Annotated in this window: 15 protein-coding genes; 14 read left to right on the top strand and 1 reads right to left on the bottom strand. The window is 49.4% G+C overall.

The window, feature by feature from the left end; translation table 11 throughout:
* Position 1: 1 nt before the first annotated feature.
* Entirely contained in the window at positions 2–445 is a 444-nt protein-coding gene (locus WS_RS10115; protein WP_011139922.1) for a Sua5/YciO/YrdC/YwlC family protein, read from the top strand.
* 4 nt (positions 446–449) lie between these two features.
* A complete protein-coding gene (locus WS_RS10110; protein ID WP_011139921.1) occupies positions 450–890 on the top strand; it encodes a hypothetical protein in 441 nt (146 codons plus the stop codon).
* Here WS_RS10110 and WS_RS10105 read toward each other — a convergent pair.
* Positions 870–1808 carry a D-2-hydroxyacid dehydrogenase gene (locus tag WS_RS10105; protein ID WP_011139920.1) on the bottom strand — a complete coding sequence of 313 codons (939 nt, stop codon included), beginning with the start codon at positions 1806–1808 and terminating at the stop codon, positions 870–872. The genes WS_RS10110 and WS_RS10105 overlap by 21 nt on opposite strands.
* A gap of 163 nt (positions 1809–1971) precedes the next feature.
* On the opposite strand from WS_RS10105, the gene WS_RS10100 reads away from it, so the two are divergent.
* The 12 genes from WS_RS10100 to WS_RS10045 all read left to right on the top strand — a co-directional run bounded on the left by WS_RS10100 (position 1972) and on the right by WS_RS10045 (position 12963).
* Positions 1972–3339 (top strand): SLC5/6 family protein, encoded by a 1368-nt coding sequence (locus WS_RS10100; RefSeq protein ID WP_011139919.1) that lies wholly within the window; start codon positions 1972–1974, stop codon positions 3337–3339.
* Positions 3336–5198, top strand: coding sequence for an arsenosugar biosynthesis radical SAM (seleno)protein ArsS (gene arsS / locus WS_RS10095; RefSeq protein WP_232013723.1), 1863 nt, complete (start codon positions 3336–3338; stop codon positions 5196–5198). Before WS_RS10100 ends, arsS begins: the two co-directional genes overlap by 4 nt.
* 131 nt (positions 5199–5329) lie before the next feature.
* Positions 5330–6184, top strand: a complete 855-nt coding sequence (gene argB / locus WS_RS10090; protein ID WP_011139917.1) for an acetylglutamate kinase — start codon at positions 5330–5332, stop codon at positions 6182–6184.
* Between the two features lie 2 nt (positions 6185–6186).
* Complete coding sequence (locus WS_RS10085; protein WP_011139916.1) at positions 6187–6672, top strand: hypothetical protein; 486 nt, start codon at positions 6187–6189, stop codon at positions 6670–6672.
* Positions 6673–6810: 138 nt separating this feature from the next.
* The gene (gene rplM, locus WS_RS10080) at positions 6811–7224 is read left to right on the top strand and encodes a 50S ribosomal protein L13 (RefSeq protein WP_129545409.1); all 414 of its coding nucleotides are present in this window, start codon (positions 6811–6813) and stop codon (positions 7222–7224) included.
* A 12-nt stretch (positions 7225–7236) separates the two neighbouring features.
* Positions 7237–7626, top strand: coding sequence for a 30S ribosomal protein S9 (gene rpsI, locus WS_RS10075; protein ID WP_011139914.1), 390 nt, complete (start codon positions 7237–7239; stop codon positions 7624–7626).
* Between the two features lie 93 nt (positions 7627–7719).
* On the top strand, positions 7720–9072 hold the full coding sequence (locus WS_RS10070) for an MATE family efflux transporter (RefSeq protein ID WP_041571928.1): 1353 nt from the start codon (positions 7720–7722) through the stop codon (positions 9070–9072).
* The gene (locus tag WS_RS10065; RefSeq protein WP_011139912.1) at positions 9054–9707 is read left to right on the top strand and encodes an HAD family hydrolase; all 654 of its coding nucleotides are present in this window, start codon (positions 9054–9056) and stop codon (positions 9705–9707) included. The genes WS_RS10070 and WS_RS10065 overlap by 19 nt, the downstream gene beginning before the upstream one ends.
* 96 nt (positions 9708–9803) lie before the next feature.
* Positions 9804–10364: a pyruvate flavodoxin oxidoreductase subunit gamma gene (locus WS_RS10060; protein ID WP_011139911.1), complete on the top strand. Its 561-nt coding sequence runs from the start codon at positions 9804–9806 to the stop codon at positions 10362–10364.
* Positions 10365–10373: 9 nt separating this feature from the next.
* Positions 10374–10766 carry a 4Fe-4S dicluster-binding protein gene (locus tag WS_RS10055; protein WP_011139910.1) on the top strand — a complete coding sequence of 131 codons (393 nt, stop codon included), beginning with the start codon at positions 10374–10376 and terminating at the stop codon, positions 10764–10766.
* Between the two features lie 9 nt (positions 10767–10775).
* Entirely contained in the window at positions 10776–11999 is a 1224-nt protein-coding gene (locus WS_RS10050; RefSeq protein WP_011139909.1) for a 2-oxoacid:ferredoxin oxidoreductase subunit alpha, read from the top strand.
* 19 nt (positions 12000–12018) lie between these two features.
* The gene (locus WS_RS10045) at positions 12019–12963 is read left to right on the top strand and encodes a thiamine pyrophosphate-dependent enzyme (RefSeq protein WP_011139908.1); all 945 of its coding nucleotides are present in this window, start codon (positions 12019–12021) and stop codon (positions 12961–12963) included.
* Positions 12964–12985: the final 22 nt, after the last annotated feature.

Raw genomic sequence — 12985 nt, 5'->3', positions numbered from 1 at the left:
GATGAATCCCCAATCGGTCTATCTGGTTCAAACCGATACGACCGTGGGGCTTTTGAGCCAAGACCCCCATCGCTTGGCTGCTCTCAAGTCCCGCCCTTCTCAAAAGCCTATCTTGCTCACGCTCGATTCTCTCTCCGCCCTCAAGCGATTCTCTCGTGTGCCCCTACTCTTTAGAAACCTTGTTCGAAGGAGCAATAAAAGCTCCTTTGTCTATCCCAATGGAGCGGGTATTCGTGTGGTCAAAGAGCCTAGGCATCGGCGTTTTTTAGAGCGTTTTGGTTACCTCTACTCCACCTCGGCCAATCCAAGCGGAGGGGTTTTTTCTTTGGAGTTTGGAGAGAGGGCTTGCGATATAATGGTGTTAGATGAGGCGGGATTATGCGAGGGGCAACCCTCTAAAATATGGCGACTAGGACGCTCTAGGCGCCGCAAACTTCGAGGGTAGTGCAATGGCCAAACTCTTTTCGGTGCTCTTTTTTGGACTGCTTTTCGCGCTCATTCCTACGGCGATTCTTTTGGCGGGGGTGATGGAGAGCTACCTCAAATATCACGGAATCCATGAATATTTCAATCCCTATTTCGCCTACACTCTTAATGGCTGGGGCTATCTCCTCTCCTCTTTTTTTGTGGGATATCTCCTCCTTTACGCGCCTTTATCCAATCTCTTTAGGGGGGCCTACCTTGCAATGATTTTTTTTGCGCTTCTTGCCTTTTTCCCTCCTGTTGGTCGGAGCATAGGAGAGATTCTCTTCTATCAAAAAGGGGTGAGTTTGACGCTCAAAAACGGGGAAAAAAGGGAGGTGGAGATTCTCTATGAGGGGCGGGAGGCGATCTATTATCGACTCCCCGGTGATACGCGAACGAGTCGCCTAGAGAAGACCCTCCCTTAAGGCCTCTTGGATATTTTGCTCCACGCCTTTTATGAGGCGTTCTCGACTCTCCTTGTAGCCCCAAGCGATGTGAGGAGTAATGATGAGACGCTCCTTTAGTGCTGGATTTTGGAGGGGGTGATTTTTTTGCATCGGTTCGCTCTCTAGCACATCGAGTCCCACCCAAAGATTCCTTTCCAGCATGAGACGAGAAAGCGCCTCTTCATCCACGATTCCTCCGCGCCCTACATTGATTAGAATCGCCCCCCTTTTAACCCTTTTGAGGCGCGATTCATTCAGCAGGTGATGCGTTTTTTCATTCAAAGGAGCATGAATGGTGAGAATGTCCGATTCTTCAAGAATCGCCTCTAGGGTGAGTGCAGGATAGGGCTGGTGAGTGTTGGCGCCGCTAGTGGAGTGGTAGGAAGGAATCGCTCCAAAGGCAGTGGCGAGCTTAGCGACCCTTTGCCCGATGGCTCCCATGCCGATGATTCCCCATTTCTTCCCCTTCAATTCATGCATCTCCTCATCCAAATGGGTGAAAATGGGGCTCTCCATCCATGCTCCTTTTTGAGTGTATTGGTGATAGTAGGGGAGCTTCCCTAGGAGCGCAAGGACAAGGAGCAGGGTGTGCTGAGCTACGCCGCTAGTGGAGTAGCCCGCGACATTTTTGACGGCGATTCCTCTCTTTTTTGCGTAGGCAAGATCCACATTGTTCATCCCTGTGGCGGAGATGCAAATGAGCTTGAGGTCGGGAAGCTGAGAGAGAATCTCTTCATCTAGCACCACCTTGTTGGTGATGAGAATCGTCTGGCCTTGAGAGTGCGCTAGGCGCTCCTCTTTGGAGGTGGTGGGATAGAGGGTCAACTCACCCCACTTAGAGAGAGATTCTAGGTCGCATCCCCCCAGGGTGAGGGCATCTAAAATCGCTATTTTCATGAGACTCCTTTTGGATTTCGATTGATTTTAGGAATTGGATTTGTCTATAATACACCATCTTTAAGGGCATAGGGGCGATCTTTGCTCTCTTTGCTTTAGTTTCTAGGTTTAGAAAACACCCTTTTATCCTCAAGCGGACTCAATCAAAAAGGAAATTCACTCAATGGAACACTACGGTCTCTATTTTTGGGGATTCTTGGCGATTTATGGAATCGTCATGTATCTCCTCTCTCCGCGCGCGCAAACCATTGGAAGCTTTTTCAATGGCGAGAGTGCCCTTGGAAAAAGCATCTCTATGCCCCTGCTTACAAGCAGTATTTTTATTAGTTGGATTTTTGCTAAGTCCATCACCAATGCGGCCAACTTGGGTGCGAAGTATGGGATTGTGGGTGGAATCGCCTATGCAACTTATTGGCTTTGCATTCCCATCGCTGGGCTAGCCATCTATCGCCTGCGCACCAAGTTTGGCGCTAGAGGGCTGGTCGAATTTTTGACGACCCACTATGGGCAGTGGGCTGCATTTGCTTTCAGTGCCGCGATTCTTATTCGCCTCTTTAATGAGGTTTGGAGCAACACAGCGGTAGTGGGGGGTTATTATGGGGCAAGCGGGAGCCAAGGATTCATCATCGCCGCGCTTCTTTTCACACTCATCACACTCCTTTACTCTCTAAGGGGAGGACTTAGAGGCTCTATCATGACGGATGTCGCGCAGGCGCTCATCTTTATCCTGCTCCTAGCCTGGGTGATGGGTGATATTTTGCCTCAAAACACTCTCCCCACTCTTCTTGGCACAGGGGATTGGAGATTGGAGGCGGGAGTCGATCTGCTCCTTGTGGCCGCGCTTCAGCTCTTTAGTTACCCTTTTCATGATCCCGTGCTCACGGATCGAGGGTTCATCTGTGAAGAAAAGACGATGTTGAGGGCGTTTGTGATTTCGGGGATTTTAGGATTTATCGCCATCGTGCTTTTTAGTTTTGTAGGGATTCATGCCAAGCTTATCGGGCTTACAGCCAGCGGAAATGTTCCAGCCGCACTAGCGGGTTCGATGGGGACGGGGGCGCTTTTAGTGATGACTGTCGTCATGGTGATTGCGGCGGGATCGACTCTTGATTCGACCTTCTCTAGTCTCTCTAAGCTTGTGGGCAGGGATTTGGCAGAGCTTTTAGGGAAGAATCTAGGCGCTAAGGCTATTGGGGTGGGGATGATCGCCATGGTCATTTTTGCGATTTTTGGGAATATTCCTATGTTCTTGGGGACGGATATTTTAAAAGCGACCACGATTAGCGGGACGATGGTGATCGGGCTAGCGCCAGTGTTCATGCTGCATGGCTGGATTCGTCCTACGCCTCTTGGATTTCATTTGAGCTTTTGGCTGGGTATTGCCCTTGGAATCTGGCTAGTGCTGGGGGGATTGCCTGAGTTTCTTAAGATCGGAGAGGGAGATTCGGCGATGCTTTTGGGGGTCAATTTTTATGGACTGATTCTCTGCGTGATTGCCTATTGGCTCCCTTCGCTTTGGAAAAATCGATGATGGAGTACTGTCCTAGCGACTACGCTCTTCAATTTTCTTGGGAAGAATCGCCCTCGTGTGAGACGCTCTATGTGGTCGGAGGGCTTTATGGGAATTTTCAGGCGCTTCAAGCCCTTAAATCCCTTGTTGAGCCTGAGGCTCTGGTGGTGTTTAATGGAGACATTCACTGGTTTGATGCAAGCGTTGAGTCATTTGTGAGAATCGAAGAGGGAATCGCCGACTATATTCTGCTCAATGGCAATGTTGAAGTGGAGCTGGCGCGCCAAGAGAAGAGTGAGGCAGGGTGTGGCTGCTTCTATCCTTCTTGGACCTCCTCGCTTACGGTTAAGTGGGCGAATGCGATTCATGAAAGGTTGCGCGAGAGGGTCGATTCTTCTTTGAGGGGGTATAAAGAGCGTTTGGGTGCACGCGCTAAGAATATTGGGCTTTGGGTCGGAGGCAAAAAGGTGGCGGTGACGCATGGGGATGAAAAGAGTCTAGCGGGCTGGATGTGCTCCAAAGAGAATCTTCAAAACCCCAAGCGACAGAGGGAGTTAGAGGATTGGCTCAAAGAGAATGAAGTGAGCATTTTGGCCTCCTCGCACACTTGCGGGGCGGCTTTGCTAGCCCTTCCTCATGGCGTGGTGATCAACAATGGGGCTGCGGGGTTACCCAATTTCCCCTCGCTTGGTTCGGGAGTTATTACGCGCATCTCCACTCAAAAAGCTCCTTTTCAAAGGCTCTATGGCACCTATTTTGAGGGGCTATTCATTGATGCCATCGAGCTAAATTACGATTCAGAGGCGTTCATCAAAGAGTTTCGCGCCATCTGGGGGGAGGATTCTCCTGCTTTTCTCTCCTATGGAGAGCGAATAGAGCGCGGAAATCCCGCCACCCCCAAGGAAGCCTTGGTGGTCTCTTATTCCGATTCCACTCCCTTTGGGGAGCGAATCTCTGATTCCTTGAAAGAGACCCAAAAGCTCCACACCATGCAGCTCAATCTAGGCAAAGTGTGCAACCTTGCCTGTCGCCACTGCCATGTGGAAGCAGGGCCCAACCGCAGGGAGCAGATGAGCCAAGAAGTGATGAAAAAGGCTTTAGAGCTTTTTGTTCGACACGGCTTTGAGACGCTGGATATTACAGGGGGAGCACCTGAGATGAATCCGCACTTTGAGTGGCTCATCCATGAGGGATCCAAGGTCGCCTCTCGCCTCATTGTGCGCACCAATTTGGTGATTTTAAAAGAGTCGCCATGGGAGCATTTGGCGGAGTTTTATGCCAAACACAAAGTCGAACTCGTCGCATCACTTCCTGAGGTGAGCGAGGAGGAGGTGGATAGGGTGCGAGGAAGGGGGGTTTATGGAGATTCTATTGAAGTGATCAAACGGCTCAATGCGCTGGGTTATGGGAAAAATCCCGACTTGAAGCTCGATTTTGTCTACAATCCAAGCGGTCCCTTTTTACCCCCTAGGGTGATGGAGCTAGAGCGCCTTTACAAGGAGCAGCTCTTTGAAAAAGAGGAGATTTTCTTCCATCGGCTTTTGAGCATGAACAATATTCCCATCGGACGATTCCGTGATTCTTTAGAGAGGTCAGGTGAGCTCCTAGAATATGAGACGCTTCTTAGAACCCACTTCAATCCAAGCGCCACCCCCCACCTCATGTGCCGCTCTCAAATCTCCGTCTCCTATGAGGGGCGAATCTATGATTGCGACTTTAACCAGATGCTCTCTTTGGAGGCGCAAGGGGCGAAGAGTCTAGAGGAGATGCTTATCCAAAAGTCGCTAAAGCGCCGTGTGGTTTTTGGTGAGCACTGTTATGCTTGCACCGCGGGGCTTGGCTCTAGTTGCCAAGGGGTGATAGCGCCAGAGCCTCTTTGAGGGGAGCGGCTCAATTCCCCTGTAAACCTGCTATAATAGTCCCTCTATTTACCCTGCAAAATCCCCCTTCTCAAGGCTTTTTGTCGGGCTTATAACAAGGGGATTGCCCCTTTAGCAAAGCGAGTCAAATCATGCAAAAGCGTTCCAAAATCGTCAGTATCCTCCTGGATTCTCTTCCTCATATCAAGCTCTTTAGCGGCAGCACGATGGTGATCAAATATGGGGGAGCCGCCCAGATTAATCCCACGCTCAAAGAGCAGTTTGCCATCGATATCGTCCTCCTCTATATGCTCGGAATTAAGCCTGTGATTGTGCATGGCGGAGGCAAGAAGATCACGGATCTTTTGGGAAAGCTAGGAATTGAGAGCAAGTTTGTGGAGGGGCATCGAATCACCTGCATTGATTCAATGAAGATCGTGGAGATGGTGCTAAGCGGCGATATCAATAAAGAGATCACCTCCTTTTTGAATCATCACGGAGTCAAGGCGGTGGGAATCAGCGGCAAAGATTCTTCATTGCTACGAGCCGAGCCTAAAGATGGAGGGCGCTTTGGCTACACGGGCGAAGTCAAAGAGGTGAAAGCAGAGATCATCTATAACCTCCTTGAGAAGGGCTTTGTTCCCGTGATCGCGCCTGTGGCCGAGGGCGAAGAGGCGGGACATCCGGGCTACAATATCAATGCCGACACGGCTGCGAGCGAGATTGCCAAGGCAATCAAAGCACGCAAAGTGATCTTTCTCACCGACACCCAAGGAGTGCTTGATGGCGAGGGGAGCTTGATGGAGAGCTTAACACTCAGCGAGGTGGAGGAGAATAAGCGCTCAGGCGTGATTAATGGCGGGATGATTCCCAAGGTGGACGCTTGCGTGGAGTGCGTCAAAGGAGGCGTAGAGAAGGCACACATCATCGATGGTCGTGTCGAACACTCGCTTCTTTTGGAGCTTTTCACTAGCGAGGGAATTGGCACGGAAATCTTGCGAGACTAGGAATGGATTCGCTTCTCTCTCGTCTTTTTCTCTACTGGCAGACGCGCTCCCTTGGAATCGGGGTCGAGCGCTTGATGGTGATTTTGCCCGTGGCGATCTATTTTGATCATCAGGTGCATGAAGAGGAGCTCAAAAAAGCCCAAAAAATCCTGCGAGAGAGAATCGAGCCTCAAAATCTTGCCGATAGTGTCTTTGATCGTATTCAATTGCGGCTAGAGGAGTATCAAAAGAGCTATGAGGAGTATATCACCGATCGTCAAAAGGCATTAGAGATTATCACTCAAGACATTCAGCTCTATGCGGTGATTCGAGAGATTTTTGAGTCTGATGGCGTGGTGGGCGAGAGCGAAGAATCGATTGAGGATATCATCAAAAAAAAGTTTGATGAGGCTTGGGAGCTTGATGATCCCAAAAAACGCCTCCTAGAAGAGCAGGAGAAGCACTATGAGCGGGGCTGGAAGATTGAGAATCCTCTCAAAAAACCCTAGAGTTTCCAGTTGAAATTTAATTTTTAGAAAAACCTTAATTTAAGTCTAAATAAAGTCAAATTCCCCTACAATTCCCCCACGTTTTGGCAAGGCTCTCCTTCGCCTAGGCAAATATACCCAAGAGGCATAATCATGAACATGACAAAAATGGCGAAAGCTAATGAAATCAAGCGCGAATGGGTCGTGCTGGATGCCGAAGGCAAGACTTTCGGTCGTCTCATGACTCAAGTGGCTACTCTTCTTAGAGGCAAGCACCGACCTGACTATACCCCTCATGTGGATTGCGGCGATTTCGTCGTTATCGTCAACGCATCCAAGGTGGTTTTCAGCGGTTTGAAACTCGAAGCGAAAGAGTACTTCACGCACTCTGGCTATTTCGGTAGCACTAAATCTCAAACTCTTCAAGAGCTTTTGGAGAAGAATCCTGAGAAGCTTTTCCGACTCGCGGCTAGAGGGATGTTGCCCAAGACCAAGCTAGGTCGAGCGATGCTCAAAAAGCTCAAAGTGTATGCTGGTGCTGAGCATCCCCATACCGCACAAGTAACGAAGTAAGGATAGAGAGAAATGGCAAAGATTTATGCAACCGGAAAAAGAAAAACAGCGATCGCTAAAGTATGGCTCACCCCAGGTAGCGGCAAGCTAACCGTCAATGGAACCACTCTCAATGACTGGCTTGGCGGACATGAAGCGATCAAAATGAAGGTCATGCAACCCCTTCTTCTTACCAAACAAGAGAAGAGCGTCGATATCGTCTCTGTAACACTTGGCGGCGGATATTCTGCTCAGGCTGAGGCTTTGCGACATGGAATCTCCAAGGCACTTTCTGCTTATGACATTGCCTTTAGAGCGATTCTTAAGCCCAAAGGCCTCTTGACTCGAGATTCCAGAGTGGTCGAACGAAAGAAATATGGAAAGCGAAAGGCGCGAAGAAGCCCCCAGTTCTCCAAGAGATAAGAATCTTATCCAAGGAGGGGGCTCTCCTCTCCTTTTTTCTCCTCGCTCTCCCCCTCTTCTCTTTTTGGGCAATCATTCAAAAGGTATTTTCTCATGTCATCCATCGATCTTTCACGCGATTCTATCCCTAAACTCTTCTTCTCCTATTTTTTTCCTGCGCTCTTTGGGCTCTTCATCCTCTCCACCTATGTGTTCTTTGACGGAATTTTCGTGGGGCGTGGCGTAGGACCTTTGGGATTGGCGGCGGTGAATCTCTGTGTCCCTCTCTTTTATCTCTTTATGAGCCTAGAGGTTCTTTTTGGCTTCGGGGGCTCAGCTCTCGCCTCTATGGCGCTAGGGCGGGGGGATGATGAGGAGGCGAGAGAGATTTTTAGCTCGGTGGCGCTTTTCATGCTCTTTCTCTCCTCATTGCTAGCCCTAGGGCTTTTTGCCTATCGCGATTCTTTGGCGCTTTGGTTGGGGGCAGGAGAGAAGCTGCTACCCTATGTGAAGGAGTATTTGGGGGTGATTGTTCTTGCTGCGCCTATTATGATGGTGCAGCCACTCCTAGAGGCTTTTGTGCGCAACGACCGCGCGCCCTATTTGGCGATGAGCTCAATGGTCGTGGGCTCTTTGAGCAATATTGTGCTCAATTATCTCTTTATCTTTATCTTTTCGTGGGGGCTTTTTGGCGCGGCGCTAGCTACGGTTTTGGGGCATCTTATTGGGCTTTTGATTTTAGGGGGGCACTTCTACTTGAAGCGAGGTAATATCTATTTTTCTTCGCTGAGGCTTCGATTCTCCTATGTCTTTCGCGCTTTTGCCAATGGGGTTGCTCCCGCTTTATCAGAGGCGGCCGCAGGAATTGTGGTGGTTTTGTTCAATCTCAAGCTCATGGAGATATCCAAAGAGGAGGGGGTGGCGATCTTTGGCGCGGTGAGTTACATTGGCGTGATGGCGGTGACCGCACTCGTGGCTGCTTCGCAGGGGCTTCAACCTATTGCAAGCTTCAACCATGGGGCGGGATTTTATGATCGAGTGAGGGCTGTTTTTCGATTCTCTTTTGGGATCACGCTTGTCCTTGGATTCGTGCTTTACGCCCTGTCATGGAGCTTTGCTCCTTTTTTAGCAGAGCTCTTTTTCCCTTTGGACGCCCCTTTGGCAAAAGAGAGCGCGGAGGCGATGCGAATCTACTACGCGGGCTATCTTTTTTTGGGATTGAATATTCTTAGTGCCGTCTTTTTTCAATCCATCGGGCGTTCTTTGGTCTCCTTTGTCATTTCGCTATCGTATAATTTCGTTTTCATCCTCTTTTGGCTGGAGCTACTACCTCGATTCTTCGGATTGCAGGGGATTTGGCTGAGCTATCCATTGGCAATGATCTCAGGCTTTTTGCTGGTGCTCTGGGTGATCGCTAGGGAGAGAAAAATTCAAACTAAGGAGCCTTTATGCAAAACACCCCTGTGATTCTTTTTGATCTAGATGGAACACTTATCGATTCGACGGAAGCAGTTTATGAGGGGTTTTGTGTCGCCTTTGAGAAAAACGGAGGAGCCATCCCCTCTCAAGGGAAGGTAGTAGAGCTCATTGGACACACTTTAGAGGATATGTTTTTGAGGCTTGGGGTCCCCGAAGTCAATATCACTCAGCATGTGCTTGACTACAAGGCGCACTATCGGATTATTTCCAAGCCCAAGACTAATCTTTTGCCTAAGGCGCGCGAAGCCATCCTTGAAGCGAGTAAATTTGCAACACTTGGAGTGGTTACGACTAAAACAGGACGATTTTCTAGGGAGCTATTGGAGTATTTTGAGGTGCTCCACTTCTTTAAAAGCATTGTCGGTCGCGAGGATGTGACGAATGCCAAGCCTCATCCAGAGCCCATATTTAAGGCGCTTAGCGAGATTGGAATCAAGGAAGTGAGTGCTTGGATGGTGGGAGATACCCCATTGGATCTTTTGGCGGCCCAAGAGGCGGGAATAAAGAGCGTGGCAGTGCTTAGTGGCTATGCCGAAGAGGAGATGTTACGCAAATACACGCTTAATGTCTCTAAAGACGCGCTTGAGGCGGTTTACTACATCCAAAGGGTAACTCAAGCTTAAGAAAAATCGTTACTTTTTGAAAAACAAAGGGGGTTTTAAGTCCCGCTTCTCTAAAATTGAAAAGCTTTAGCTTAAACATTTAGGAGAATCCGAGAAATGCTAGAAATAAGGTGGCATAGCCGCGCTGGTCAGGGCGCGGTGACGGGAGCAAAAGGTTTGGCTGACGTGATCGCTGGAACAGGCAAAGAGGTTCAAGCGTTTGCGTTTTATGGTTCGGCCAAGCGCGGGGCGGCCATGACGGCCTACAATCGAATCGATGATCAAGCGATTCTTAACCACGAAAAATTCATGAATCCCGACTATGTTTTGGTGATTGATCCAGGTTTAACCTATATCACCGACATCTGTGCCAACGAAAAGTCCTCCACCAAATATATTATCACCACCCACCTAAGCAAAGAGGAGCTCCTCGCTAAGAAGCCCGATTTGGCAGGCAAAGAGGTCTATGTGCTAGACTGTATTCAGATTTCGCTCGACACCTTGGGCAAAGCGATTCCTAATGCTCCGATGCTTGGCGCTTTCATCAAGGTCTCTGGAGCGCTTGAGCTTGACTTCTTTTTGAACGCCTTCAAAAAAGTCTTAGGCAAAAAGCTTCCCCAAAAAGTGATTGATGCCAACATGGTCGCCATCAAGCGCGCCTATGATGAAGTGAAGTAAGGAGATATTGTGAACTACAAAGGCTGGAATGAATTTGAAATTGGTTCTCTACTCTTTCCTTTTGAGAAAGAGGGTGAGAAAAATGTCGAAAAGCACGCCGAAGAGAGAGACTATAACTCCGATAACTCCTACACGGCAAGCACAGCGCACTGGCGCGTAGAGAAGCCTGTTTACAATCCTGAGGGCTGTATTCACTGCTACTTCTGTTGGCTCTACTGCCCCGATTCTTCAATTTTGGTGAGAAGCGAGAAGATGACAGGCGTCGATTATGTGCATTGCAAAGGCTGTGGTGTTTGCGTGAGCGTCTGCCCCACCAACCCTAAGTCCCTTTTGATGTTTAACGATCACGAGAGCGAGGAGGCAGCCCTTGCTTCTTGGCCTAAAAAAGAAGAGAAAAAGTAAGGATACCCCATGGCAGAAAAGATGGAATTGCACGAAATAGAGGTGTGGGATGGCAACATGGCGGCGACTCACGCCATGAGACAAGCGAGAATCGATGTAGTGGCGGCGTATCCTATCACGCCCTCCACGCCTATTGTGATGAACTACAGTAGCTTCTTGGCGGATGGCTACATTGATGGTGAATTTGTGATGGTCGAATCAGAGCACGCAGCCATGAGTGGCTGTGTGGGTGCAGCCGCAGCGGGAGGTCGGGTCGCCACCGCGACAAGCTCCCAGGGCTTTGCGCTCATGGTGGAGGTGCTCTATCAGGCTTCAGGGATGCGCCTTCCTATCGTACTGAATGTTGTGAATCGCGCTCTAGCTGCCCCTCTCAACGTGAATGGTGATCACTCTGATATGTATTTGGGTCGAGATGCAGGATGGGTCAATCTCTGCACCTATAACCCTCAAGAGGCTTACGACTTCAATCTCATGGCGTTTAAAATCGCTGAAGATTATGATGTGAGACTGCCTGTGATGGTGCATCAAGATGGATTCATCTGTTCTCACACCGCACAGACCGTGCGACCCTTGCAAGATGATGAGGCTTATGCCTTTATTGGGGACTATAAACCCAAGAATCCTATGCTTGATTTCAGCAAGCCTGCCACCTATGGGGCGCAAACTGAAGAAGACTGGCATTTCGAGCACAAAGCACGCCATCATAATGACCTTATGAATGCTTTCCCTGTGATTGAGCGGGTCTTTAAAGAGTTTAAGGAGCTTACGGGGCGAGAGTATAAGGTGATTGAGGAGTATGACATGGAAGATGCTGAAGTGGCTATCGTCGCACTTGGCACCACTGTTGAATCGGCAAGAATCGCGGCTAAGGCGGCTAGAGCTGGGGGAATCAAAGCGGGTGTGGTTTCACTTCGCGTGCTTCGCCCCTTTCCTTACAAAATGATTGCTGAGGCACTCAAAGATTGCAAAGCCGCGGCCTTCCTTGATCGAAGTCTTCCTGCTGGAGCGATGGGAATGCTCTTTAACGAGTGTGCCGCCGCTCTCTATCAATTCGAGGGCTCTAAAAGGCCTATCCTCACCAACTATATTTATGGCTTGGGCGGACGCGATATGAAGCAGTCAGACCTTTTGCAGATCTACAAAGAGCAGAAGCAAAACGCCGATGCAGGCAAGCTCACCGTTCCCACCCAGCAGTTTATTGGTCTTCGCGGACCTAAACTTGGCTTCAATTAAGCCCTAGCAAGGAAAGATAATGAACGAGATTAAGAATCTTAAACAATACTCCAAAGCCGCGGAGCGTTTCGAAGGAGCCCACCTTCTTTGCCCTGGTTGTGCGCACGGCATGATTGTCCGCGAAGTGCTCAACGCCACCGACGATCCTTTGATTCTCAGTAGCGCCACAGGGTGTCTTGAAGTGAGCACCGCCGTTTACCCCTACACCTCTTGGGATGTGCCTTGGATTCACATTGGCTTTGAAAATAGCTCCACCGCAGTCGCAGGAGCCGAGGCGATGTATAAGGCGCTGGAGCGCAAAGGCAAGCTCTACTCCGAGAAAAAGCCCAAATTTGTCGCCTTTGGTGGAGATGGCTCGACCTATGATATTGGGTTTCAGTACATCAGCGGCTGTTTTGAGCGCGGTCACAATATGACTTATATCTGTCTTGATAACGAAGTCTACGCCAACACGGGAGGACAAAGAAGCGGCTCGACCCCTATTGGCGCGAGTACCACCACCACCCCAGCGGGTCGTGTGAGCTATGGAAAGAAAGACAAGAAAAAAGACATTCTCCAAATTATGGCTGCTCATGGTGCTCCCTATGTGGCGCAAGTCGCTCCCAACAAGTGGAAGGACATGGCCAAAAAACTTAAAATGGCGCTTGAAACCGAAGGTCCTACCTTTATCAATGCGATGAGTGCTTGCACCACGGAGTGGAAATTTGAGTCCAACTTGACCGTAGAAGTGAGCGATTTGGCGGTTGATTCTTTGGTCTTCCCTCTTTATGAGATCATCAATGGCACCGAGCTTAATATCACCTATCGACCTAAAAATATTGTTCCTGTGAGAGACTACCTTGCCGCTCAAGGACGATTTAAACACCTCTTTAAAAAAGAGAATGAACATATCATCGAGCAGTGGCAAAAAGAGGTCGATGCTAGATGGGTCTATCTCCAAAAAAGGGAGGAGGCGAGGGTCTAATCTCCTCTCTTCCCCTCTTCTT

The organism is Wolinella succinogenes DSM 1740, from assembly GCF_000196135.1.
Lineage (GTDB): Bacteria > Campylobacterota > Campylobacteria > Campylobacterales > Helicobacteraceae > Wolinella > Wolinella succinogenes.
Note: the sequence above shows the minus strand (reverse complement) of the source record. Positions and strands in the feature narration are given on the sequence as shown.